Source organism: Streptomyces sp. NPDC101118 (assembly GCF_044759445.1).
In the GTDB taxonomy this organism is placed as follows: Bacteria; Actinomycetota; Actinomycetes; order Streptomycetales; family Streptomycetaceae; genus Streptomyces.
In genome coordinates this window covers 509,645-527,099 of sequence record NZ_JBIVZG010000001.1, presented here as the reverse complement: position 1 = coordinate 527,099, position 17,455 = coordinate 509,645, and the positions used below count along the sequence as shown (strand labels likewise).

14 protein-coding genes and 5 tRNA genes are annotated in these 17,455 nt (G+C 70.6%); 9 read left to right on the top strand and 10 right to left on the bottom strand.

Features of this window, described 5'->3' with window-relative positions; all coding sequences use genetic code 11:
- Nucleotides 1–1,425, bottom strand: coding sequence for a 3-isopropylmalate dehydratase large subunit (leuC, locus tag ACIQUQ_RS02290; protein ID WP_403970215.1), 1,425 nt, complete (start codon nucleotides 1,423–1,425; stop codon nucleotides 1–3).
- Between the two features lie 185 nt (nucleotides 1,426–1,610).
- Here leuC and ndgR point away from each other — a divergent pair, with 185 nt between their 5' ends.
- Nucleotides 1,611–2,327 (top strand): IclR family transcriptional regulator NdgR, encoded by a 717-nt coding sequence (gene ndgR / locus ACIQUQ_RS02285; protein WP_355356330.1) that lies wholly within the window; start codon nucleotides 1,611–1,613, stop codon nucleotides 2,325–2,327.
- A gap of 213 nt (nucleotides 2,328–2,540) precedes the next feature.
- Here ndgR and ACIQUQ_RS02280 read toward each other — a convergent pair.
- From ACIQUQ_RS02280 to ACIQUQ_RS02240, 9 genes are all read right to left on the bottom strand, one after another.
- Nucleotides 2,541–2,613, bottom strand: a tRNA-Glu gene (locus ACIQUQ_RS02280).
- A 25-nt stretch (nucleotides 2,614–2,638) separates the two neighbouring features.
- A tRNA-Gln gene (locus ACIQUQ_RS02275) sits at nucleotides 2,639–2,710 on the bottom strand.
- Between the two features lie 18 nt (nucleotides 2,711–2,728).
- A tRNA-Glu gene (locus ACIQUQ_RS02270) sits at nucleotides 2,729–2,804 on the bottom strand.
- A 61-nt stretch (nucleotides 2,805–2,865) separates the two neighbouring features.
- A tRNA-Glu gene (locus tag ACIQUQ_RS02265) sits at nucleotides 2,866–2,938 on the bottom strand.
- A gap of 21 nt (nucleotides 2,939–2,959) precedes the next feature.
- Nucleotides 2,960–3,031: transfer RNA gene (locus ACIQUQ_RS02260), tRNA-Gln, on the bottom strand.
- 88 nt (nucleotides 3,032–3,119) lie between these two features.
- Nucleotides 3,120–3,851 carry an HAD family hydrolase gene (locus ACIQUQ_RS02255; RefSeq protein ID WP_403970212.1) on the bottom strand — a complete coding sequence of 244 codons (732 nt, stop codon included), beginning with the start codon at nucleotides 3,849–3,851 and terminating at the stop codon, nucleotides 3,120–3,122.
- A gap of 109 nt (nucleotides 3,852–3,960) precedes the next feature.
- Complete coding sequence (gene gltX, locus ACIQUQ_RS02250; protein WP_403970209.1) at nucleotides 3,961–5,439, bottom strand: glutamate--tRNA ligase; 1,479 nt, start codon at nucleotides 5,437–5,439, stop codon at nucleotides 3,961–3,963.
- Entirely contained in the window at nucleotides 5,432–6,208 is a 777-nt protein-coding gene (locus ACIQUQ_RS02245; RefSeq protein ID WP_403970207.1) for a fumarylacetoacetate hydrolase family protein, read from the bottom strand. Before ACIQUQ_RS02245 ends, gltX begins: the two co-directional genes overlap by 8 nt.
- 84 nt (nucleotides 6,209–6,292) lie before the next feature.
- On the bottom strand, nucleotides 6,293–6,481 hold the full coding sequence (locus tag ACIQUQ_RS02240; RefSeq protein WP_399953021.1) for a hypothetical protein: 189 nt from the start codon (nucleotides 6,479–6,481) through the stop codon (nucleotides 6,293–6,295).
- Between the two features lie 570 nt (nucleotides 6,482–7,051).
- Between ACIQUQ_RS02240 and ACIQUQ_RS02235 the strand changes: the two genes are divergently transcribed.
- The 8 genes from ACIQUQ_RS02235 (at nucleotide 7,052) to ACIQUQ_RS02200 (ending at nucleotide 17,450) form a co-directional block, all read left to right on the top strand.
- Nucleotides 7,052–10,753 carry a nitrate- and nitrite sensing domain-containing protein gene (locus ACIQUQ_RS02235; protein ID WP_403970204.1) on the top strand — a complete coding sequence of 1,234 codons (3,702 nt, stop codon included), beginning with the start codon at nucleotides 7,052–7,054 and terminating at the stop codon, nucleotides 10,751–10,753.
- Nucleotides 10,754–10,762: 9 nt separating this feature from the next.
- Nucleotides 10,763–11,176, top strand: coding sequence for a roadblock/LC7 domain-containing protein (locus ACIQUQ_RS02230; protein WP_399953078.1), 414 nt, complete (start codon nucleotides 10,763–10,765; stop codon nucleotides 11,174–11,176).
- A gap of 151 nt (nucleotides 11,177–11,327) precedes the next feature.
- The gene (locus ACIQUQ_RS02225; protein ID WP_399953028.1) at nucleotides 11,328–11,723 is read left to right on the top strand and encodes a DUF742 domain-containing protein; all 396 of its coding nucleotides are present in this window, start codon (nucleotides 11,328–11,330) and stop codon (nucleotides 11,721–11,723) included.
- Complete coding sequence (locus ACIQUQ_RS02220) at nucleotides 11,704–12,297, top strand: GTP-binding protein (protein ID WP_399953030.1); 594 nt, start codon at nucleotides 11,704–11,706, stop codon at nucleotides 12,295–12,297. The genes ACIQUQ_RS02225 and ACIQUQ_RS02220 overlap by 20 nt, the downstream gene beginning before the upstream one ends.
- Before the next feature lie 316 nt (nucleotides 12,298–12,613).
- The gene (locus tag ACIQUQ_RS02215; protein ID WP_403970201.1) at nucleotides 12,614–15,814 is read left to right on the top strand and encodes a nitrate- and nitrite sensing domain-containing protein; all 3,201 of its coding nucleotides are present in this window, start codon (nucleotides 12,614–12,616) and stop codon (nucleotides 15,812–15,814) included.
- 10 nt (nucleotides 15,815–15,824) lie between these two features.
- A complete protein-coding gene (locus tag ACIQUQ_RS02210; RefSeq protein ID WP_078910683.1) occupies nucleotides 15,825–16,238 on the top strand; it encodes a roadblock/LC7 domain-containing protein in 414 nt (137 codons plus the stop codon).
- 92 nt (nucleotides 16,239–16,330) lie between these two features.
- A complete protein-coding gene (locus ACIQUQ_RS02205) occupies nucleotides 16,331–16,888 on the top strand; it encodes a DUF742 domain-containing protein (RefSeq protein ID WP_399953037.1) in 558 nt (185 codons plus the stop codon).
- Complete coding sequence (locus ACIQUQ_RS02200) at nucleotides 16,869–17,450, top strand: ATP/GTP-binding protein (RefSeq protein WP_037792108.1); 582 nt, start codon at nucleotides 16,869–16,871, stop codon at nucleotides 17,448–17,450. The genes ACIQUQ_RS02205 and ACIQUQ_RS02200 overlap by 20 nt, the downstream gene beginning before the upstream one ends.
- Nucleotides 17,451–17,455: the final 5 nt, after the last annotated feature.

Genomic DNA, 17,455 nt, shown 5'->3' with positions numbered 1-17,455 from the left:
TCAGACTCCGGCGGGCGTGGGGGCGTCGGTCAGGTCGGCGGGCGAGGCCAGGTGGCCCAGGACCGCGGTGGCGGCGGCCACCTGCGGGGAGACCAGGTGGGTCCGTCCGCCCTTGCCCTGCCGGCCCTCGAAGTTGCGGTTGGAGGTGGACGCGGAGCGCTCACCGGGGGCCAGTTGGTCGGGGTTCATGCCCAGACACATCGAGCAGCCCGCGTGCCGCCACTCGGCGCCGGCCTCCTTGAAGACCTTGTCCAGGCCCTCTTCCACGGCCTGCAGGGCGACGCGGACGGAGCCCGGGACGACCAGCATCCGTACGCCGTCCGCGACTTTGCGGCCCCCGATGACCTGGGCCACGGCCCGCAGGTCCTCGATGCGGCCGTTGGTGCAGGAGCCTACGAAGACGGTGTCGACCTTGATGTCGCGCAGCGGCTGCCCGGCGGTCAACCCCATGTACTCCAGGGCCTTTTCGGCGGCCAGGCGCTCCGAAGCGTCCTCGTACGAAGCCGGGTCGGGGACGCTCGCGGAGAGCGGCGCGCCCTGGCCCGGGTTGGTGCCCCAGGTGACGAACGGCGACAGGGCGGCGCCGTCGACGACGACCTCCGCGTCGAAGACCGCGTCGTCGTCGGTGCGCAGGGTCCGCCAGTACGCGACGGCGGCGTCCCAGTCCTCGCCCTGCGGCGCGTGGTCGCGGCCCTGGAGGTAGTCGAAGGTGGTCTGGTCCGGGGCGATCATGCCCGCCCGGGCGCCGGCCTCGATCGACATGTTGCAGATGGTCATGCGCGCCTCCATCGAGAGCTTCTCGATGGCCTCGCCGCGGTACTCCAGGACGTAGCCCTGGCCGCCGCCGGTACCGATCTTGGCGATGATCGCCAGGATCAGGTCCTTGGCCGTGACGCCCTCCGCCAGCTCGCCCGTGACGGTGATCGCCATCGTCTTGGGACGGGCCAGGGGCAGCGTCTGCGTGGCCAGCACGTGCTCGACCTGGCTGGTGCCGATGCCGAAGGCCAGCGCGCCGAAGGCGCCGTGCGTGGAGGTGTGCGAGTCACCGCAGACCACCGTGGTGCCGGGCTGGGTCAGTCCCAGCTGCGGTCCCACCACGTGGACAACACCCTGCTCGACGTCGCCCAGCGGGTGCAGCCGGACACCGAACTCCGCGCAGTTCTTGCGGAGCGTCTCCAGCTGGGCCCGGGAGACCGGGTCCGCGATGGGCTTGTCGATGTCGAGGGTGGGGGTGTTGTGGTCCTCGGTGGCGATGGTGAGGTCGAGGCGCCGCACCTGGCGGCCGTTCTGCCGCAGTCCCTCGAAGGCCTGCGGGCTGGTCACCTCGTGCAGCAGGTGCAGATCGATGAAGAGGAGGTCGGGCTCGCCCTCGGCGCGCCGGACGACATGGTCGTCCCAGACCTTCTCCGCGAGTGTCCTACCCATCGCTTTCCCTCCGGTCGGCTGGTGAGCCGACGCTTCTAGAGATCTTTTCGAGGCCGCGGCCGTCCGGACCCCACGTCCCGGGCGGCGGGCTCTGACCCGTGGTTTCCGGGCCCGCACCTCTAGCCTGGCGGGTTCTCGGGAAAATTGAACTTGCGTTTCACAGTGTGAGACGTGAATATCGTTGCATGGACAACTCTAGCGGCGTCGGCGTTCTCGACAAGGCAGCTCTGGTATTGAGCGCACTGGAGTCCGGTCCGGCCACCCTCGCCGGGCTGGTCGCGGCGACAGGGCTCGCACGACCCACGGCACATCGTCTGGCCGTGGCTTTGGAACACCACCGGATGGTGGCGAGGGACATGCAGGGCCGGTTCATCCTCGGACCGCGGCTGGCGGAGCTCGCCGCCGCGGCCGGCGAGGACCGCCTGCTGGCCACGGCGGGACCGGTACTCACCCACCTCCGTGACGTGACGGGCGAGAGCGCGCAGCTCTACCGTCGTCAGGGAGACATGCGGATCTGCGTGGCGGCGGCCGAGCGGCTGTCCGGCCTCCGGGACACCGTCCCGGTCGGCTCCACGCTGACCATGAAGGCCGGGTCTTCCGCCCAGATCCTCATGGCCTGGGAAGAGCCCGAGCGGCTGCACCGGGGCCTGCAGGGGGCGCGCTTCACGGCGACCGCGCTCTCGGGCGTGCGGCGCCGCGGCTGGGCGCAGTCGATCGGCGAGCGGGAGCCCGGTGTGGCCTCCGTCTCGGCGCCCGTGCGCGGGCCGTCGAACCGCGTGGTGGCCGCCGTGTCGGTCTCCGGGCCGATCGAGCGCCTGACCCGCCACCCCGGCCGGATGCACGCCCAGGCGGTCATCGACGCCGCCGCGCGCCTCACGGAGGCCCTGCGCCGCTCCGGCTGACCCTTCCGACCCCTCTTCACCACCCCGGGGCCCCGGGGGCGCCACGACGCCGCACACGTCCGAACAGGCGCCCTCAGGGCCCCTCTTGCGTCCTGGCTCCAGGGCGGCCGGCCGGAACACCCACCCGATGCGGGCCGACGGGACGTACTCACCGGAACGTCCGGACATGCGAGAAGACCCTCCGTGATGATCACGGAGGGTCTTCCCTGTGCGTACCCCCGACCGGATTCGAACCGGCGCTACCGCCTTGAGAGGGCGGCGTGCTAGGCCGCTACACAACGGGGGCAAGATCTGAAGTTTTCGCAGATCAGCTGGCCTACCTGGACTCGAACCAAGACTAACTGAACCAGAATCAGTCGTGCTGCCAATTACACCATAGGCCACTGGTGGTATAAACCAGTTGGTACCCCCGACCGGATTCGAACCGGCGCTACCGCCTTGAGAGGGCGGCGTGCTAGGCCGCTACACAACGGGGGCCCTAGCGATCCTGCATCGAGGCGTCCGGGAGCTACCCAGGAGACCTCGCGGGAAGGATCTGTACCCCCGACCGGATTCGAACCGGCGCTACCGCCTTGAGAGGGCGGCGTGCTAGGCCGCTACACAACGGGGGCAAGCACTGCATGCGCACTGCGCTGGGGTACCAGGACTCGAACCTAGAACAACTGAACCAGAATCAGCCGTGTTGCCAATTACACCATACCCCACCAGAACTCAACCCCCTGCGGGGGTCTCATTCAGTGGCGCCTCCGGCTTTCCGGCCTTTCGGCCCGCTCCGGCGGCGCAGAAAGAACATTACCGGAAGGGTGAGCCAGCTCCAAAACGGGTATCCATGGCCAGCACTCCGGGCAGCTCCGCAAGGCCCCGGATCCGGTGCACGCCCCCTGGTACGACGGCCTCCGCGGGCCCTTCCCGGTCCAGCCAGACGCCCAGCAGACCGGCGTCCCGGGCGCCCTCCGCGTCCACGTCCAGCCGGTCCCCCACGTACGCGACCTCGCCGGGCGGCAGGCCGAGCGCCTCGCAGGCGGCGCGGAAGGACCCCGGGGCGGGCTTGGCCAGCCCCAGCTCGGCGGCGCACACCAGCACCTCGAAGCGGTCGCGCAGGCCCAGGGCGCGCAGCTTGGGGTCCTGGTTCGCGTACGAGGAGTTGGAGAGCACCCCGTGGCGGTGGCTGGCGGCCAGGGCGTCCAGGGCCGGCAGCGCGTCCGGGAAGAGCGCCCAGGCGGCGCGGTAGTGGGCGACGTACCGGCCGAACCAGGCGTCGGCCTCCGCGTCGCGCAGGGCGGGTTCCCGCAGGAACTCCCGCACCCGGTCGCGCCGCTGCCCCTGGAAGTCCACGGCGCCGGTCTCGAAACGGGCCCACTGCCGCTCGGTGATCTCCCGCCACAGGGCGAGCGCCTGCGCGGCCGAGCCGTACGCGGCGGACAGGCCCTCGGCCTCCAGGTGCCCGGCCAGCCCGGACCGGTCGGACCCCGTGTAGTCGAACAGGGTGTCGTCGATGTCCCAGAGCACCGCGCGGACCGTCATGTGACCGACGCTACAACGCCGCAGGGGGCGGTCGCCCGGAATTCCGGACGACCGCCCCCTGGGGGCTCCCCGGCACCGGGCCGGGGGGTGACGAACGACTCGTCCGGGGTCAGCCGGCGAGCTTGGCGAGGGCCGCGTCGATGCGGGCGAGGGTCTTCTCCTTGCCCAGGATCTCCAGCGACTCGAAGAGCGGGAGACCCACGGTGCGCCCGGTGACGGCCACGCGGACCGGCGCCTGGGCCTTGCCGAGCTTGAGGCCGTGGGCCTCGCCGGCGGCCAGGACGGCCTCCTTAAGGGACTCGGCGCTGTTCCAGTCCGCGGCGTCGAGCTTCTCGCGCGCGGTGGTCAGCAGCGCCGCCGGGTCGCCCTTCATGGCCTTCTCCCAGGAGGCCTCGTCGGAGACGGGCTCGGGGAGGAAGAGGAAGTCGACGTTGGCGGTGATGTCCGACAGGACGGTCAGGCGGGTCTGCGCGTGCGGCGCGATCGCCTCCCAGGCGGCCTCGTCGAACTGCTCCGGGGTCCACGGCGCGTGCGGGGCCCTGAGCCAGGGGCCGCAGGCGTCCGCGAAGGCCTTGGGGTCGAGGCGGCGGATGTGCTCCGCGTTGATCGACTCGCACTTCTTGAGGTCGAAGCGCGCCGGGTTGGCGTTCACGTCGGCGACGTCGAACTTCGACACCATCTCGTCGATGGTGAAGAGGTCCTGGTCGGCGGAGAAGGACCAGCCGAGCAGCGAGAGGTAGTTGAGCAGGCCCTCGGGGAGGAAGCCGCGCTCGCGGTACAGGTTGAGCGAGGACTGCGGGTCGCGCTTGGAGAGCTTCTTGTTGCCCTCGCCCATGACGTACGGCAGGTGGCCGAAGGCCGGGATCTCCTTGGCGACGCCCAGCTCGATCAGCGCCTTGTAGAGCGCGATCTGGCGCGGGGTGGAGGAGAGCAGGTCCTCGCCTCGCAGGACGTGCGTGATCTCCATCAGCGCGTCGTCCACCGGGTTGACCAGCGTGTACAGGGGGGCGCCGTTGGCCCGCAGGATGCCGTAGTCCGGCACGTTCTCCGGGGTGAAGGTCAGCTCGCCGCGGACCAGGTCGGTGAAGGTGATCGGCTCGTCGGGCATGCGGAAGCGGACGATCGGGGTGCGGCCCTCGGCCTCGTACGCGGCGCGCTGCTCGTCGGTCACCACGCGGCAGGTGCCGTCGTAGCCGGAGGGGCGGCCCTCGCGGCGGGCGAGCTCGCGGCGCTCGTCGAGCTCCTCGGTGGTGCAGTAGCAGTGGTACGCGTAGCCGCCGTCGATGAGCTTCTTCGCGACGTCCGCGTAGATGTCCATCCGCTGGGACTGGCGGTACGGGGCGTGGGGGCCGCCGATCTCCGGGCCCTCGTCCCAGGTGAAGCCGAGCCACTTGAGGGAGTCGAGCAGCTGCTCGTACGACTCCTCGGAGTCGCGGGCCGCGTCGGTGTCCTCGATGCGGAAGACGAACGTGCCGCCGTTGTGCCGGGCGTAGGCCCAGTTGAAGAGGGCGGTGCGGACCAGGCCCACGTGGGGGTTGCCGGTCGGCGAGGGACAGAAACGTACGCGGACGGGGTTCGCGTTAGCCACGCTTGATCACCTTGTTGGTGAGAGTGCCGATACCTTCGATGGTGACGGCGACCTCGTCGCCGACGTTGAGGGGGCCGACCCCGGCGGGGGTGCCCGTGAGGACGACGTCGCCCGGGAGCAGCGTCATGGCCTCGCTGACGTGCGCGATCAGGTCCTCGACGGAGCGGACCATGTCGCTGGTCCGGCCGAGCTGGCGCTGGACGCCGTTGACCGTGCACTGGATGGTGAGGTCGCCCGGGTCGAGGTCCGTCTCGATCCAGGGGCCGAGCGGGCAGGCGCTGTCGAAGCCCTTGGCCCGGGCCCACTGCTTCTCGCGCTGCTGGACGTCGCGGGCGGTGACGTCGTTGGCGCAGGTGTAGCCGAGTACGACGTCCTTCACGCGCTCGCGCGGGACCTCGCGGCACATCCGGCCGATGACGACGGCGAGCTCGGCCTCGTGGTGGAGCTCGTTGGAGAAGGAGGGGTACGCGATGGGGTCGCCGGGGCCGACCACGGAGGTGGAGGGCTTGAAGAAGGCGACCGGGACCTCGGGGACCTCGTTGCCGAGCTCCGCCGCGTGCTCCGCGTAGTTGCGGCCGATGGCCACGACCTTGCTGGGGAGCACGGGCGGCAGGAGCCGGACCTTGCTCAGCGGAACCTTCGTACCCGACAGCTCGAAGTCCGCGAACGGGATGCCCTTGATGATGTCGAGGACGAGCTCGTCGGGGGCGCTGCCCTCGACCGCGCCGAAGGCGACATTGCCGTCGATGGAGAACCTGGCGATGCGCACGGGAAGGTTTCGCCCCTCACTGGTGTGTCCGGAGTCTGGTCACACCAGGCTATCCCGGGCGGGAGGGGCGGTCCGGCGGCGCGCTTACGGAGCGGTGTGGGCGGCGGGGGCCGTCATGAGGACGGTGCGGCGGGGGTTCGCGGTCTGCGTCGGGAGGTCGACGGAGTGCTCCGGCAGCTCCGGCGCGGCGGTCAGCTCCTCGGCGTCCTTGAGGTGCGCGAGGGTGGTGCGGCGCGGGTTGGCTATGTTGCGGAACATCATCGTCGTCTTCATCGCTGTGTCGGAACCTTGTCGGTGACGGGCACCTGTCGGCGCGGTTGTCGGATTTGCCATCCCTGTAAAGGGCCAGGCTAAACATCGGAGCGCACCGGAACCTCTGGAACTCCCGCCTCCGGGCATGTGAGTTTGCTCACGAGCGGACGGGCAATTCCGACATAATCGACAGTCAAGTCTGGACCAGGAAACGGACATTGCGCCACTGAACGCGCCATTCCGCTCCCGATCATCGCGACTGGGACATGCCAACTCTGTAAGCGATTCATAAAGTTACGTCCGATTCGCCCCGAATCACCGTCCACGTGCTGTAGCGCGTCCGACACGGGCGGTCACGGATCACGGGGGCCGGTACTCGCACCTTGTTGGAGATCCTGCACTGTGCTGGAATTCCGGGGACCGCCGCGGAATCAGCCGGCGCGCAGAGGGCGCAACTCAGCGCCGGGCGGCGGTATGAAAGGGAAAACGCGCCGGTCACCGACGACCACCATGGGGCTCGTTAGTGCCCCACGACTCGACACCGTCCCGCCCTTCACCGGAGGGACGCCTGGTCCAGAGGTTGCGACGCTAGTGCAGGGACGTTTCAAGAGGGATGGCAGCGCTGCGGCGGAGCAGGAGCCGCGCGGCGGAAACGACCGTGGCTCCTCGCCCCAGCACGCCCAGAACCTGGGGCCGGCGGCGGACGGGGCGGGTTCCGACCCCACGGCCGCGGTGAAGCCCAAGGGCAAGGGCAAGGTCGGCAAGGCCAGGAAGGCCGAGCCCAAGGACAAGGACCAGCCCCAGGGCCAGCGGATACCCGCGGGCCCGAGTGGGCCCGGCTCCCGGCTCGCCCTGCAGAACTGGCGCATCTCGACGCGCCTGGTCTCGCTGCTGGCGCTCCCCGTCGTCGCCGCCACCTCGCTCGGTGGCCTCCGTATCAACGAGTCGATGCAGGACATCGCGCAGCTCGAGCACATGCAGCTGCTGACGACGATGACCAAGCAGGCGACCAACCTGGCGCAGGCGCTCCAGGAGGAGCGCGACAAGTCGGCCGGTCCGCTGAAGAACAACCCCGGCAAGCCGAACAGCCTGGTCCAGGGTGTCCGCGACACCACCGACGCCGCGTCCGCCGCCTTCATCACGGCGACCGAGGACATCGACGACGAGGACAACCGCGACGAGACCCTGGACTCGATCCGCAACAACGTCCTCCAGATCAGCCGCCAGCTCTCGGGTCTCGAAGAGATCCGCAAGTCCGCCTACAAGACGGGCGCGCAGCAGACGGTCACCGAGTACAGCCAGCTGATCACCTCGCTGCTGAGCCTCTCCCAGGACATGGCGCAGGCCACCTCCAGCCCGGAGATGATCAAGCGTACGCGCGCCCTGGCCGCGTTCTCCTCCGCCAAGGAGTACGCCTCCATCCAGCGCGCGGTCATCGCGTACTCGCTGCCCGACAGCAACACCAAGGCCGGCAAGCTGGAGGAGAACGACCGCCTCTACGCGCTGTCCGCCCAGAAGGCCGAGAGCCAGGCCCGCAAGACCTTCGACCTCGTCTACCAGGGCAAGGCCGAGGACCTGACGGAGACCCTCAACGAGGGCCACGCCGAGATCTCCAGCGCCGAGCACTACGCCCGGCGTGTGCTCATCACGCCTGAGCAGTTCGCCAAGGAGAAGAACCGCTCCTGGATGGACTGGTACGACCAGGACGACACCAAGATCCAGGCGATGAAGCAGATCGAGCTCTCGCTGCTCGACGACATGGAGCAGAAGGCTCGCGAGCTCAAGAACGAGTCGCAGCGCGACGCCATCATCAACGGTGCGCTCGTCCTCCTCGTCCTCGGCGTCTCGCTCGTCGGCGCCTTCGTGGTGGCCCGCTCCATGATCCGCTCGCTGCGCCGCCTGCAGGACACCGCGACCCGGGTCGCCCAGGAACGCCTGCCCGAGCTCGTCAAGCAGCTCTCCGAGACCGACCCGCAGGACGTGGACACCTCCGTGGAGTCCGTCGGTGTGCACTCCCGGGACGAGATCGGCCAGGTGGCCGCGGCCTTCGACGACGTGCACCGCGAGGCGGTCCGCCTCGCCGCCGAGCAGGCCCTCCTCCGGGGCAACGTCAACGCGATGTTCACCAACCTCTCGCGCCGCTCGCAGGGCCTCATCCAGCGCCAGCTCTCGCTCATCTCCGAACTGGAGTCGCGCGAGGCCGACCCGGACCAGCTGTCCTCGCTCTTCAAGCTCGACCACCTCGCGACCCGCATGCGCCGTAACGGCGAAAACCTCCTCGTCCTCGCGGGCGAGGAGCCGGGCCGCCGCTGGACCCGCCCGGTCCCGCTGGTCGACGTCCTCCGTGCCGCCGCCTCCGAGGTGGAGCAGTACGAGCGCATCGAGCTGGCCTCGGTCCCGTCGACCGAGGTCGCCGGCCGCGTCGTCAACGACCTCGTGCACCTCCTCGCCGAGCTGCTGGAGAACGCCACGTCGTTCTCCTCCCCGCAGACCAAGGTCAAGGTGACCGGTCACGCCCTGCCGGACGGCCGGGTGCTGGTCGAGATCCACGACACCGGCATCGGCCTCTCCCCCGAGGACCTCGCCGCGATCAACGAGCGGCTCGCGTCGCCGCCCACCGTGGACGTCTCGGTCTCGCGCCGCATGGGTCTGTTCGTGGTCGGCCGCCTGTCCCTGCGACACGGCATCCGCATCCAGCTGCGCCCCTCCGACTCCGGCGGTACGACGGCCCTCGTCATGCTCCCGGTCGACGTCGCCCAGGGCGGCAAGAAGCCCGGTCCGGTCCCCGGCGCCCAGGGTGGCGCGCAGGGCGGTGCCCCCGCGGGCCGTCCCGGCGGTGCCCCGCAGGGCGGTGCGGCCGCGCGCCTCGCCGCCGGTGCCTCCGCCGGCCGCGGCCAGGTCGCCTCCGGCGGCCAGCGTGCCGCGCTGCCGGGCCGCGACGGTGCCGGTCAGCGTCCGCCGCAGGGCGGGCGCCCGCAGGGTCCCGGCCAGGGCCAGGGCCAGGGTACGAACGCCTTCGGCGCCGGTGCGCCGATGAGCGGTCCGCGCCCCGGTGCCGGTGGCCCGCAGGGTGGCCCGCAGGGTGGTGGCCGTCCGGCTCCCGCCCCGGCGCCCCAGGCAGGCTTCCCGCAGTCCAACGGCTTCGAGCGCCCGCAGCCTCCGGCCCAGCCGCAGGCCCCCCAGGCGCCGCAGGCCCCCCAGGTCCCGCAGCCGGCCCGCGCCGACGCGGCCGGCCCGCAGGGCCCCCGCCCGCAGCTGCCGCCGCGCGGCAACGCGCCGCGTGCGGAGCTGCCCGGCGGCCCCCAGGGCATGCCGGGGAACGCCCAGACCACCAGCTGGGGCATGAACGCGGGCCGCGGCGGCCAGGACGCGCCGCGCGGCCACGACGACCTGCAGGGTCCCGGCGCCACCGCCGAGTTCCCGCGCCCGGACTTCAACGCGCCGGCCCCCCAGGGCAACAGCACCACCGGGCAGTTCGCCCGGCCGGACTACCAGGACCCGTCCACCACGGGGCAGTTCCCCCGCCCCGGGTACCAGGACCCGTCGACCACCGGGCAGTTCGCCCGGCCCGACCAGCAGGACCCGGCCGGCACCGCGCAGTTCGAGCGCCCGGACTTCCAGGCCCCGCGCCCCGGCGGCCCCGGCGTCGGCAGCTACGCCCCGCAGCAGGGCCAGCAGGCCCCGCAGGCGGACGGCTACGGCGTGCCCTCCGCCCGCCCGGGTGCCCCGCGCCTGCCCCAGGGCCACCAGCCGGAGGCCCTGCCGCCGGCCCAGAACCCCGGTGACGGCCGTACCCCGCTCTTCGACAACCTGGAGTCGAACTGGTACCCGCAGCAGGGCCAGCAGGCCCCGCAGGGACAGTCCGTACCCCAGCAGCCGCAGCAGTACCAGCCGCAGGCCCCGGCCGCGCCGCAGCGCCCGACCGGCCCGCAGCGCGCGCAGGAGCGCGGCAACGACGCCCTGACGTCGACCGGTGCCGTGCCGACGGTCAGCTGGCGCAGCTCGCCGAACGACGAGCTGATGAAGCAGGCCGAGCGGGTGCGCCAGCCGGCCGCCGGCGGCATCACCACCTCGGGCCTGCCCCGCCGGGTCCCGCGCGCCAACCTGGTCGCGGGCACCGCGCAGCAGTCGTCCGACACCCAGACCGGTCCGTCCGTCTCGCGCGCCCCCGACGACGTGCGCGGCCGTCTGACCAACCTCCGCCGTGGCATCCAGCAGGGTCGCCAGGCGGGCGGCAACGGTCCGGCGACCGGCAGCTTCCACGTCGGCCCCACTCACCAGCAGGAGCGTTAGTTGAGTTCGATGAGCCAGGCGGCACAGAACCTGAACTGGTTGATCACCAACTTCGTGGACAACACCCCCGGGGTGTCCCACACGGTGGTGGTCTCCGCCGACGGCCTCCTGCTGGCGATGTCCGAGGGCTTCCCCCGGGACCGTGCCGACCAGCTGGCGGCCGTCGCCTCCGGCCTGACCTCGCTGACCGCGGGCGCGTCCCGGATCTTCGAGGGCGGCGCCGTCAACCAGACCGTGGTCGAGATGGACCGGGGATTCCTCTTCCTCATGTCCGTCTCCGACGGCTCCTCCCTGGCCGTGCTCGCGCACCCCGAGTGCGACATCGGCCTCGTCGGCTACGAGATGGCCCTCCTGGTCGACCGCGCGGGCACCGTCCTCACCCCGGACCTCCGCGCGGAACTGCAGGGAAGCCTGCTCATCTGACCGCCACTCCCCCGGCCGGGCGGTACTTCCGGCCGGGGATCCGGGGCAGCGCCCCGGAAACATCCCAGTACCACCGTCCGGCCGCACGCCCGTCCCCCCACCGGCCCCGTCAGACGGCACGCTGACCACTGCTGTCCAGCCCGGAGGATCAATGACCCCGCCCCCCGCCTTTCCCGACTCGTACGGTGATCAGTCGTACGCGGAAGGCGACCAGCCGCTGGTGCGTCCGTACGCGATGACCGGCGGCCGGACCCGGCCCCGCTACCAGCTCGCGATCGAAGCCCTGGTCAGCACCACGGCCGACCCGGTCCACCTCGCGGGCCTGCTTCCCGAGCACCAGCGCATCTGCACGCTGTGCCGCGAGGTCAAGTCCGTCGCCGAGGTTTCGGCACTGCTGTCGATGCCCCTCGGTGTGGCCCGGATCCTCGTGGCCGACCTGGCCGAGGCCGGCATGGTGGCCATCCACCAGCCGGGCAATGGAGAGACCGGCGGAACGCCGGACGTAACGCTGCTCGAAAGGGTGCTCAGTGGACTTCGCAAGCTCTAACGGCAGTTCTCACGCCGGGGCTACGCGCTCCACCACCTCCGCGAAGATCGTGGTGGCGGGCGGCTTCGGCGTGGGCAAGACCACGTTCGTCGGCGCGGTCTCCGAGATCAACCCGCTGCGCACCGAAGCCGTCATGACCAGCGCCTCCGCCGGCATCGACGACCTCACCCACACCGGTGACAAGACGACCACCACGGTCGCCATGGACTTCGGCCGCATCACCCTCGACCAGGACCTCATCCTCTACCTCTTCGGCACCCCCGGACAGGACCGCTTCTGGTTCATGTGGGACGACCTCGTCCGCGGCGCCATCGGCGCCGTCGTCCTCGTCGACACCCGCCGACTCGCGGACTGCTTCCCCGCCGTCGACTACTTCGAGAACAGCGGCCTCCCCTTCGTCGTCGCGCTCAACGGCTTCGAGGGGCACCAGCCCTACACCCCCGAAGAGGTCCGCGAGGCCCTCCAGATCGGCCCCGACGCACCGATCATCACCACCGACGCACGCCACCGCGCCGACGCCAAGTCCGCGCTCATCACGCTCGTCGAACACGCTCTCATGGCTCGTTTGAAGTAGTCGGCGCTGTTCCGAGGAGATCCGGTGAAAAGCCGGAACATCAACTTCGCGGCGGGCTGTGTCCTTTGACACGGCCCGCCGCGGCGTTCATAACGTTTCGACAGAGAATTGTTGCGGGACGGACACCCCTCGCATTCGCACGGTGCCGCTGCGCGCACGAACCACCCGCCATTTGAGAAAGCTCGCTCCTTATGTCCGACTTATGTGGGCCTTGGAGCTCTGGAAGCGGCCGGTTTCAACTGTTTGGAACAGGGCCGTTGCCCGTGCTGGAATTCAACGAACTAGCTAGTAGCGCCGCCGAGAGGTTGTTGGTCGAGTGAGGCGAAGCAACGAGAGCCCCGCGGAGGAACCGGCGCGGGGCAACTTCACCCCGCCGCAGCGCGCGGGCGTGTCCGCCGCGGACCTGCCGGCCGACGAACCCGTCCGCCCCGGCAGTCAGAGCCGGTTCTCCCCCCGCAACTGGCGTGTGCCCACGCGTCTGAACGCGATCCTGCTCGTCCCGGCCCTCGTCGGCCTGGTGATGGGCGGCTTCCAGGTGAAGGGATCCGTCGACACCTGGAACGAGGCCAAGGACGCCGAGAAGACCGCCCGCGTGGTCCAGGCGGCCGCCGAGTACGGCCAGGCGCTCCTCAACGAGCGTGACCTCACCGCCGAGCCGCTCCTCAAGGGCAACCGCACCGCCGACGCCGTGGCCCAGGCCCGCGCGGCGACGGACACGGCCAAGGAGAAGTTCGACGCCGCCGTCGAGGAGATGCCCGACAAGGCGAACCTCCAGCGGCGTCTGAAGCTCTTCCGCGAGGAGGAGCCGAAGCTCGAGGCCATCCGCAAGTCTGCGTACCTCAAGCAGATCGAGACGGCCAAGAAGAGCGCCAAGGACCTGGGCCCCGTGCCCACCGAAGAGGGTTACGTGCTGGTCCAGCACTACCTCATGTCCTTCGCCAACGAGCTCGGTCTCGGCACCGGCAACGTGACCGCCTACGGCCGCATGGTCTACGCGATCCAGCTCGCCAAGGCCGCGAACTCCCTCCAGCGCTCCATCGGCACCCACCTCCTCGTACGCCCCAACGACGACAAGGACGTCCACGCGGCCCAGCTGGTTGCGTTCTCCTCGTACGCGTACCTGGAGGAGATCGCGATCGGCGAGTACGTCTCCGCCGGCACCGAGCAGGACACGGCCAACCTCAAGGCCGTCATGCAGAAGAAGTCCGACGAGGGCGCCCAGAAGCTCCTCCAGGCCAAGCAGGAGGCCGAGAACCAGGGCGTGCCCTTCGTGGCGCCCCCGGTGGTCAACGGCTCCGCCCTGGAAGGCATGACCGAGGCGATAGCCAGCGGCGAGTCGCCGAAGGCGCTCGCCAAGGAGGGCACCAACTCCGTCTTCTGGCAGGCCGGTGCCACCGCCAAGTTCGACGGCTACAGCGAGGTCGAGAAGGACCTCGTCGCCAAGGCCGTGGACGAGGCCGTCAAGGTCGCCGAGGACGCCCGCAACGACGCCATCATCAACGGTGCGATCGTCGTCGTGGCCCTGCTGACCGCGTTCATCCTGGCCGGCTTCATGGCCCGCCAGATGGGCCGCGCGATGCGCCGCCTGCGCGGTGCCGCCTTCGACATCGCCGAGCAGCGCCTGCCGAGCCTGGTCGACCAGCTCTCCCGTACCGACCCGGGCAAGGTCGACACCCGCGTCCGGCCCATCCCGATCGACTCCCAGGACGAGATCGGCGAGGTCGCCCGCGCGTTCGACCAGGTCCACCGCGAGGCCGTCCGGCTCGCCGCCGAGCAGGCCCTCCTGCGGGGCAACGTCAACGCGATCTTCACGAACCTCTCCATGCGCAACCAGTCGCTGATCGAGGGCCAGCTGACCCTGATCACCGACCTGGAGAACAACGAGGCCGACCCGGACCAGCTGGAGAACCTCTTCCGCCTGGACCACCTGGCCACCCGCATGCGCCGCAACGGCGAGAACCTCCTCATCCTCGCGGGCGAGGAGCCGGGCCGCCGCTGGGACCAGCCGGTCCCGCTGGTCGACGTCCTGCGCGCCGCCTCCTCCGAGGTGGAGCAGTACGAGCGCATCGAGCTGACCGGTGTCCCGGACGCCGAGATCCACGGCCAGGCCGTGACCGACCTCGTGCACCTCCTCGCCGAGCTGCTGGAGAACGCCACCACGTTCTCCTCCCCGCAGACCAAGGTCCGCGTCACCGCGACCCGTCTCCCCGACGGCCGCGTGATGGTCGAGATCCACGACAAGGGCATCGGCCTCACCGCCGAGGACTTCGCGGACATCAACCACAAGCTGGCCAACCCGCCGACCGTCGACGCCGCGATCTCGCAGCGCATGGGTCTGTTCGTGGTCGGCCGGCTGTCGGACCGGCACGGAATCCGCGTCCAGCTCCGCCCCTCGGGCGAGCAGGCCGGCACCACCTCGCTCGTCATGCTGCCGGACGCCATCACCCACGGTGGCGGTGGCGAGGGCATGCCCGAGGACGACTTCACGGTCTCCTCGATCATCCCGGAGCAGCAGTCCTACGAGGGCGCCCCGCTGCGCACCGCCGCGGAGCTCGGCTTCGACGACTCGCGGTACGACAACCCGCAGTCGCCCGGCCTCGACCCGGTCGGCCGCTCCCTCGTCCGCGAGGAGCGCCGCGCCACGCTGGAGGCCCAGGCCTACGGCGGCCAGGACGGCGGCTACGGCGACCAGCAGAGCTACCCGCAGGAGCCCCAGCCGGAGCACGGGTACCAGCAGTACCAGGGCGAAGCGGAGGGCACGTACCACCAGGAGGGCTACTCCTCCGGGTACGAGCAGCAGGACGGTTCCTACGAACACCAGGACGCCGCTTACGAGCAGCAGGCGGACGCCGGCTACCAGGCCTACGGCCAGGACGGCTACGCCTATGCGGAAGGCGGCTACCAGGACGCCCAGACGGGCGGCCAGGAGTACGACGGCGGTTACGAGCCCCAGGCCCACCAGGCCGAGTGGCCGGAGCAGAACGCGTACCAGGGCGGCTACCAGCAGGATTACGGGAACGAATCGGAATCTCCGACCGGTCCCGAAGCCGCTCAGGACCGCGTAGGCTTCGACCGTTCGGGCACCGCCGCCGGGACCGGTCACGAGATGACCGGAGCGGGCCTGCCGCGTCGTGGCAGCCAGCAGCAGTGGCAGCCCGCACAGCAGCAAACGGAGTCCAAGCCGTTCCCCGCTCAGCCGCAGGCACCGCAGGCGGCCGCGGACAACGGTGTGACGCCCGAGAGCGGCTGGCGCTCGCGCAACGACGAGCGCTGGCAGCAGGCGGGCAAGCTCCGTGACCCGAAGGCCGGCGGGGTCACCTCGTCCGGTCTCCCTCGGCGCGTTCCCAAGGCCAACCTGGTCGAGGGCACCGCGGAGTCGACCCCGCAGGGCGGCCCCCAGGTCTCCCGCGCCCCCGAGGACGTACGGGGCAGGTTGAGCAACCTGCGCCGCGGTGTCCAGCAGGGACGCAGCGCGGGATCAGAGCAGTCCAGTAACACCTATGACCAGGAGCGTTAGTGTGAGCCCGATGAGCCAGGCGGCGCAGAACCTGAACTGGTTGATCACCAACTTCGTGGACAACACCCCCGGGGTGTCCCACACCGTGGTGGTCTCCGCCGACGGCCTCCTGCTGGCGATGTCCGAAGGGTTTCCGCGCGACCGTGCCGACCAGCTGGCGGCCGTCGCCTCCGGCCTGACCTCGCTGACCGCGGGCGCGTCCCGGATCTTCGAGGGCGGGGCCGTCAACCAGACCGTGGTGGAGATGGAGCGCGGCTTCCTCTTCCTCATGTCGATCTCGGACGGTTCCTCGCTGGCGGTCCTCGCCCACCCGGAGTGCGACATCGGCCTCGTGGGCTACGAGATGGCTCTCCTCGTCGATCGCGCGGGCAGTGTTCTGACCCCGGATCTGCGCGCGGAACTGCAGGGAAGTCTTCTCAACTAGCAGACAGGCAGTGCGTTTCGCGTCATCGCACCATAAGGTGCGGTGGCGCGGTGCTACAGGGAGTACTGCGTTTTGGAGTCGGAGGAGGAAACGTGACAACACCCCCAGGAGGACATCCGTATGGCGGCGCACAGCAGCCGCAGGGTGGGCACGACCAGAACCGCTTCAACTTCCCCTCCGCTCCCAGCAGGCACCTGTCGGGGCAGCCGGGCCCGTACGACCAGTCGTACGGGCAGCAGCCCCACCAGCCTCCGCACATGACGCCGCCGGCTCCCCGGCAGGCGCCGCGTGCGGCGGCACCCAAGGCCAGCAACCCGCTGGTGCGTCCGTATGCGATGACGGGCGGCCGGACCCGGCCGCGCTACCAGCTGGCCATCGAGGCCCTGGTCAGTACCACGGCCGATCCCGCCCGGCTGCAAGGGCAGTTGCCCGAGCACCAGCGGATCTGCCGCCTGTGCCAAGAGATCAAGTCGGTCGCCGAGATCTCGGCACTCCTCTCCATTCCCCTCGGCGTCGCCCGAATCCTCGTCGCCGACCTGGCCGAGGCCGGCCTCGTCGCGATCCACCAGCCCGGCGGCGACGAGTCCGCGGGCGGCCAGCCAGACGTGACACTGCTCGAAAGGGTGCTCAGTGGACTTCGCAAGCTCTAACGGCGGAGCGGCTCGCTCCACCACCTCCGCGAAGATCGTGGTGGCGGGCGGCTTCGGCGTGGGCAAGACCACGTTCGTCGGCGCGGTCTCCGAGATCAACCCGCTGCGCACCGAAGCCGTCATGACCAGCGCCTCCGCCGGCATCGACGACCTCACCCACACCGGTGACAAGACGACCACCACGGTCGCCATGGACTTCGGCCGCATCACCCTCGACCAGGACCTCATCCTCTACCTCTTCGGCACCCCCGGACAGGACCGCTTCTGGTTCATGTGGGACGACCTCGTCCGCGGCGCCATCGGCGCCGTCGTCCTCGTCGACACCCGCCGACTCGCCGACTGCTTCCCCGCCGTCGACTACTTCGAGAACAGCGGCCTCCCCTTCGTCATCGCCCTCAACGGCTTCGACGGACACCAGCCCTACACGCCGGAGGAGGTCCGCGAGGCCCTCCAGATCGGCCCCGACGCACCGATCATCACCACCGACGCACGCCACCGCGCCGACGCCAAGTCCGCGCTCATCACCCTGGTCGAGCACGCCCTGATGGCTCGCCTGCGGTAGAGCAC

Excerpts from the sequence above, each read along its gene's own strand:
- ACIQUQ_RS02225 (WP_399953028.1), top strand. The coding sequence starts at position 11,328 with ATGACCCCGCCCCCCGCCTTTCCCGACTCGTACGGTGATCAGTCGTAC.
- ACIQUQ_RS02230 (WP_399953078.1), top strand. The coding sequence starts at position 10,763 with ATGAGCCAGGCGGCACAGAACCTGAACTGGTTGATCACCAACTTCGTG.
- ACIQUQ_RS02240 (WP_399953021.1), bottom strand. The coding sequence starts at position 6,481 with ATGAAGACGACGATGATGTTCCGCAACATAGCCAACCCGCGCCGCACC.
- ACIQUQ_RS02255 (WP_403970212.1), bottom strand. The coding sequence starts at position 3,851 with ATGACGGTCCGCGCGGTGCTCTGGGACATCGACGACACCCTGTTCGAC.
- ACIQUQ_RS02210 (WP_078910683.1), top strand. The coding sequence starts at position 15,825 with ATGAGCCAGGCGGCGCAGAACCTGAACTGGTTGATCACCAACTTCGTG.
- leuC (WP_403970215.1), bottom strand. The coding sequence starts at position 1,425 with ATGGGTAGGACACTCGCGGAGAAGGTCTGGGACGACCATGTCGTCCGG.
- ndgR (WP_355356330.1), top strand. The coding sequence starts at position 1,611 with ATGGACAACTCTAGCGGCGTCGGCGTTCTCGACAAGGCAGCTCTGGTA.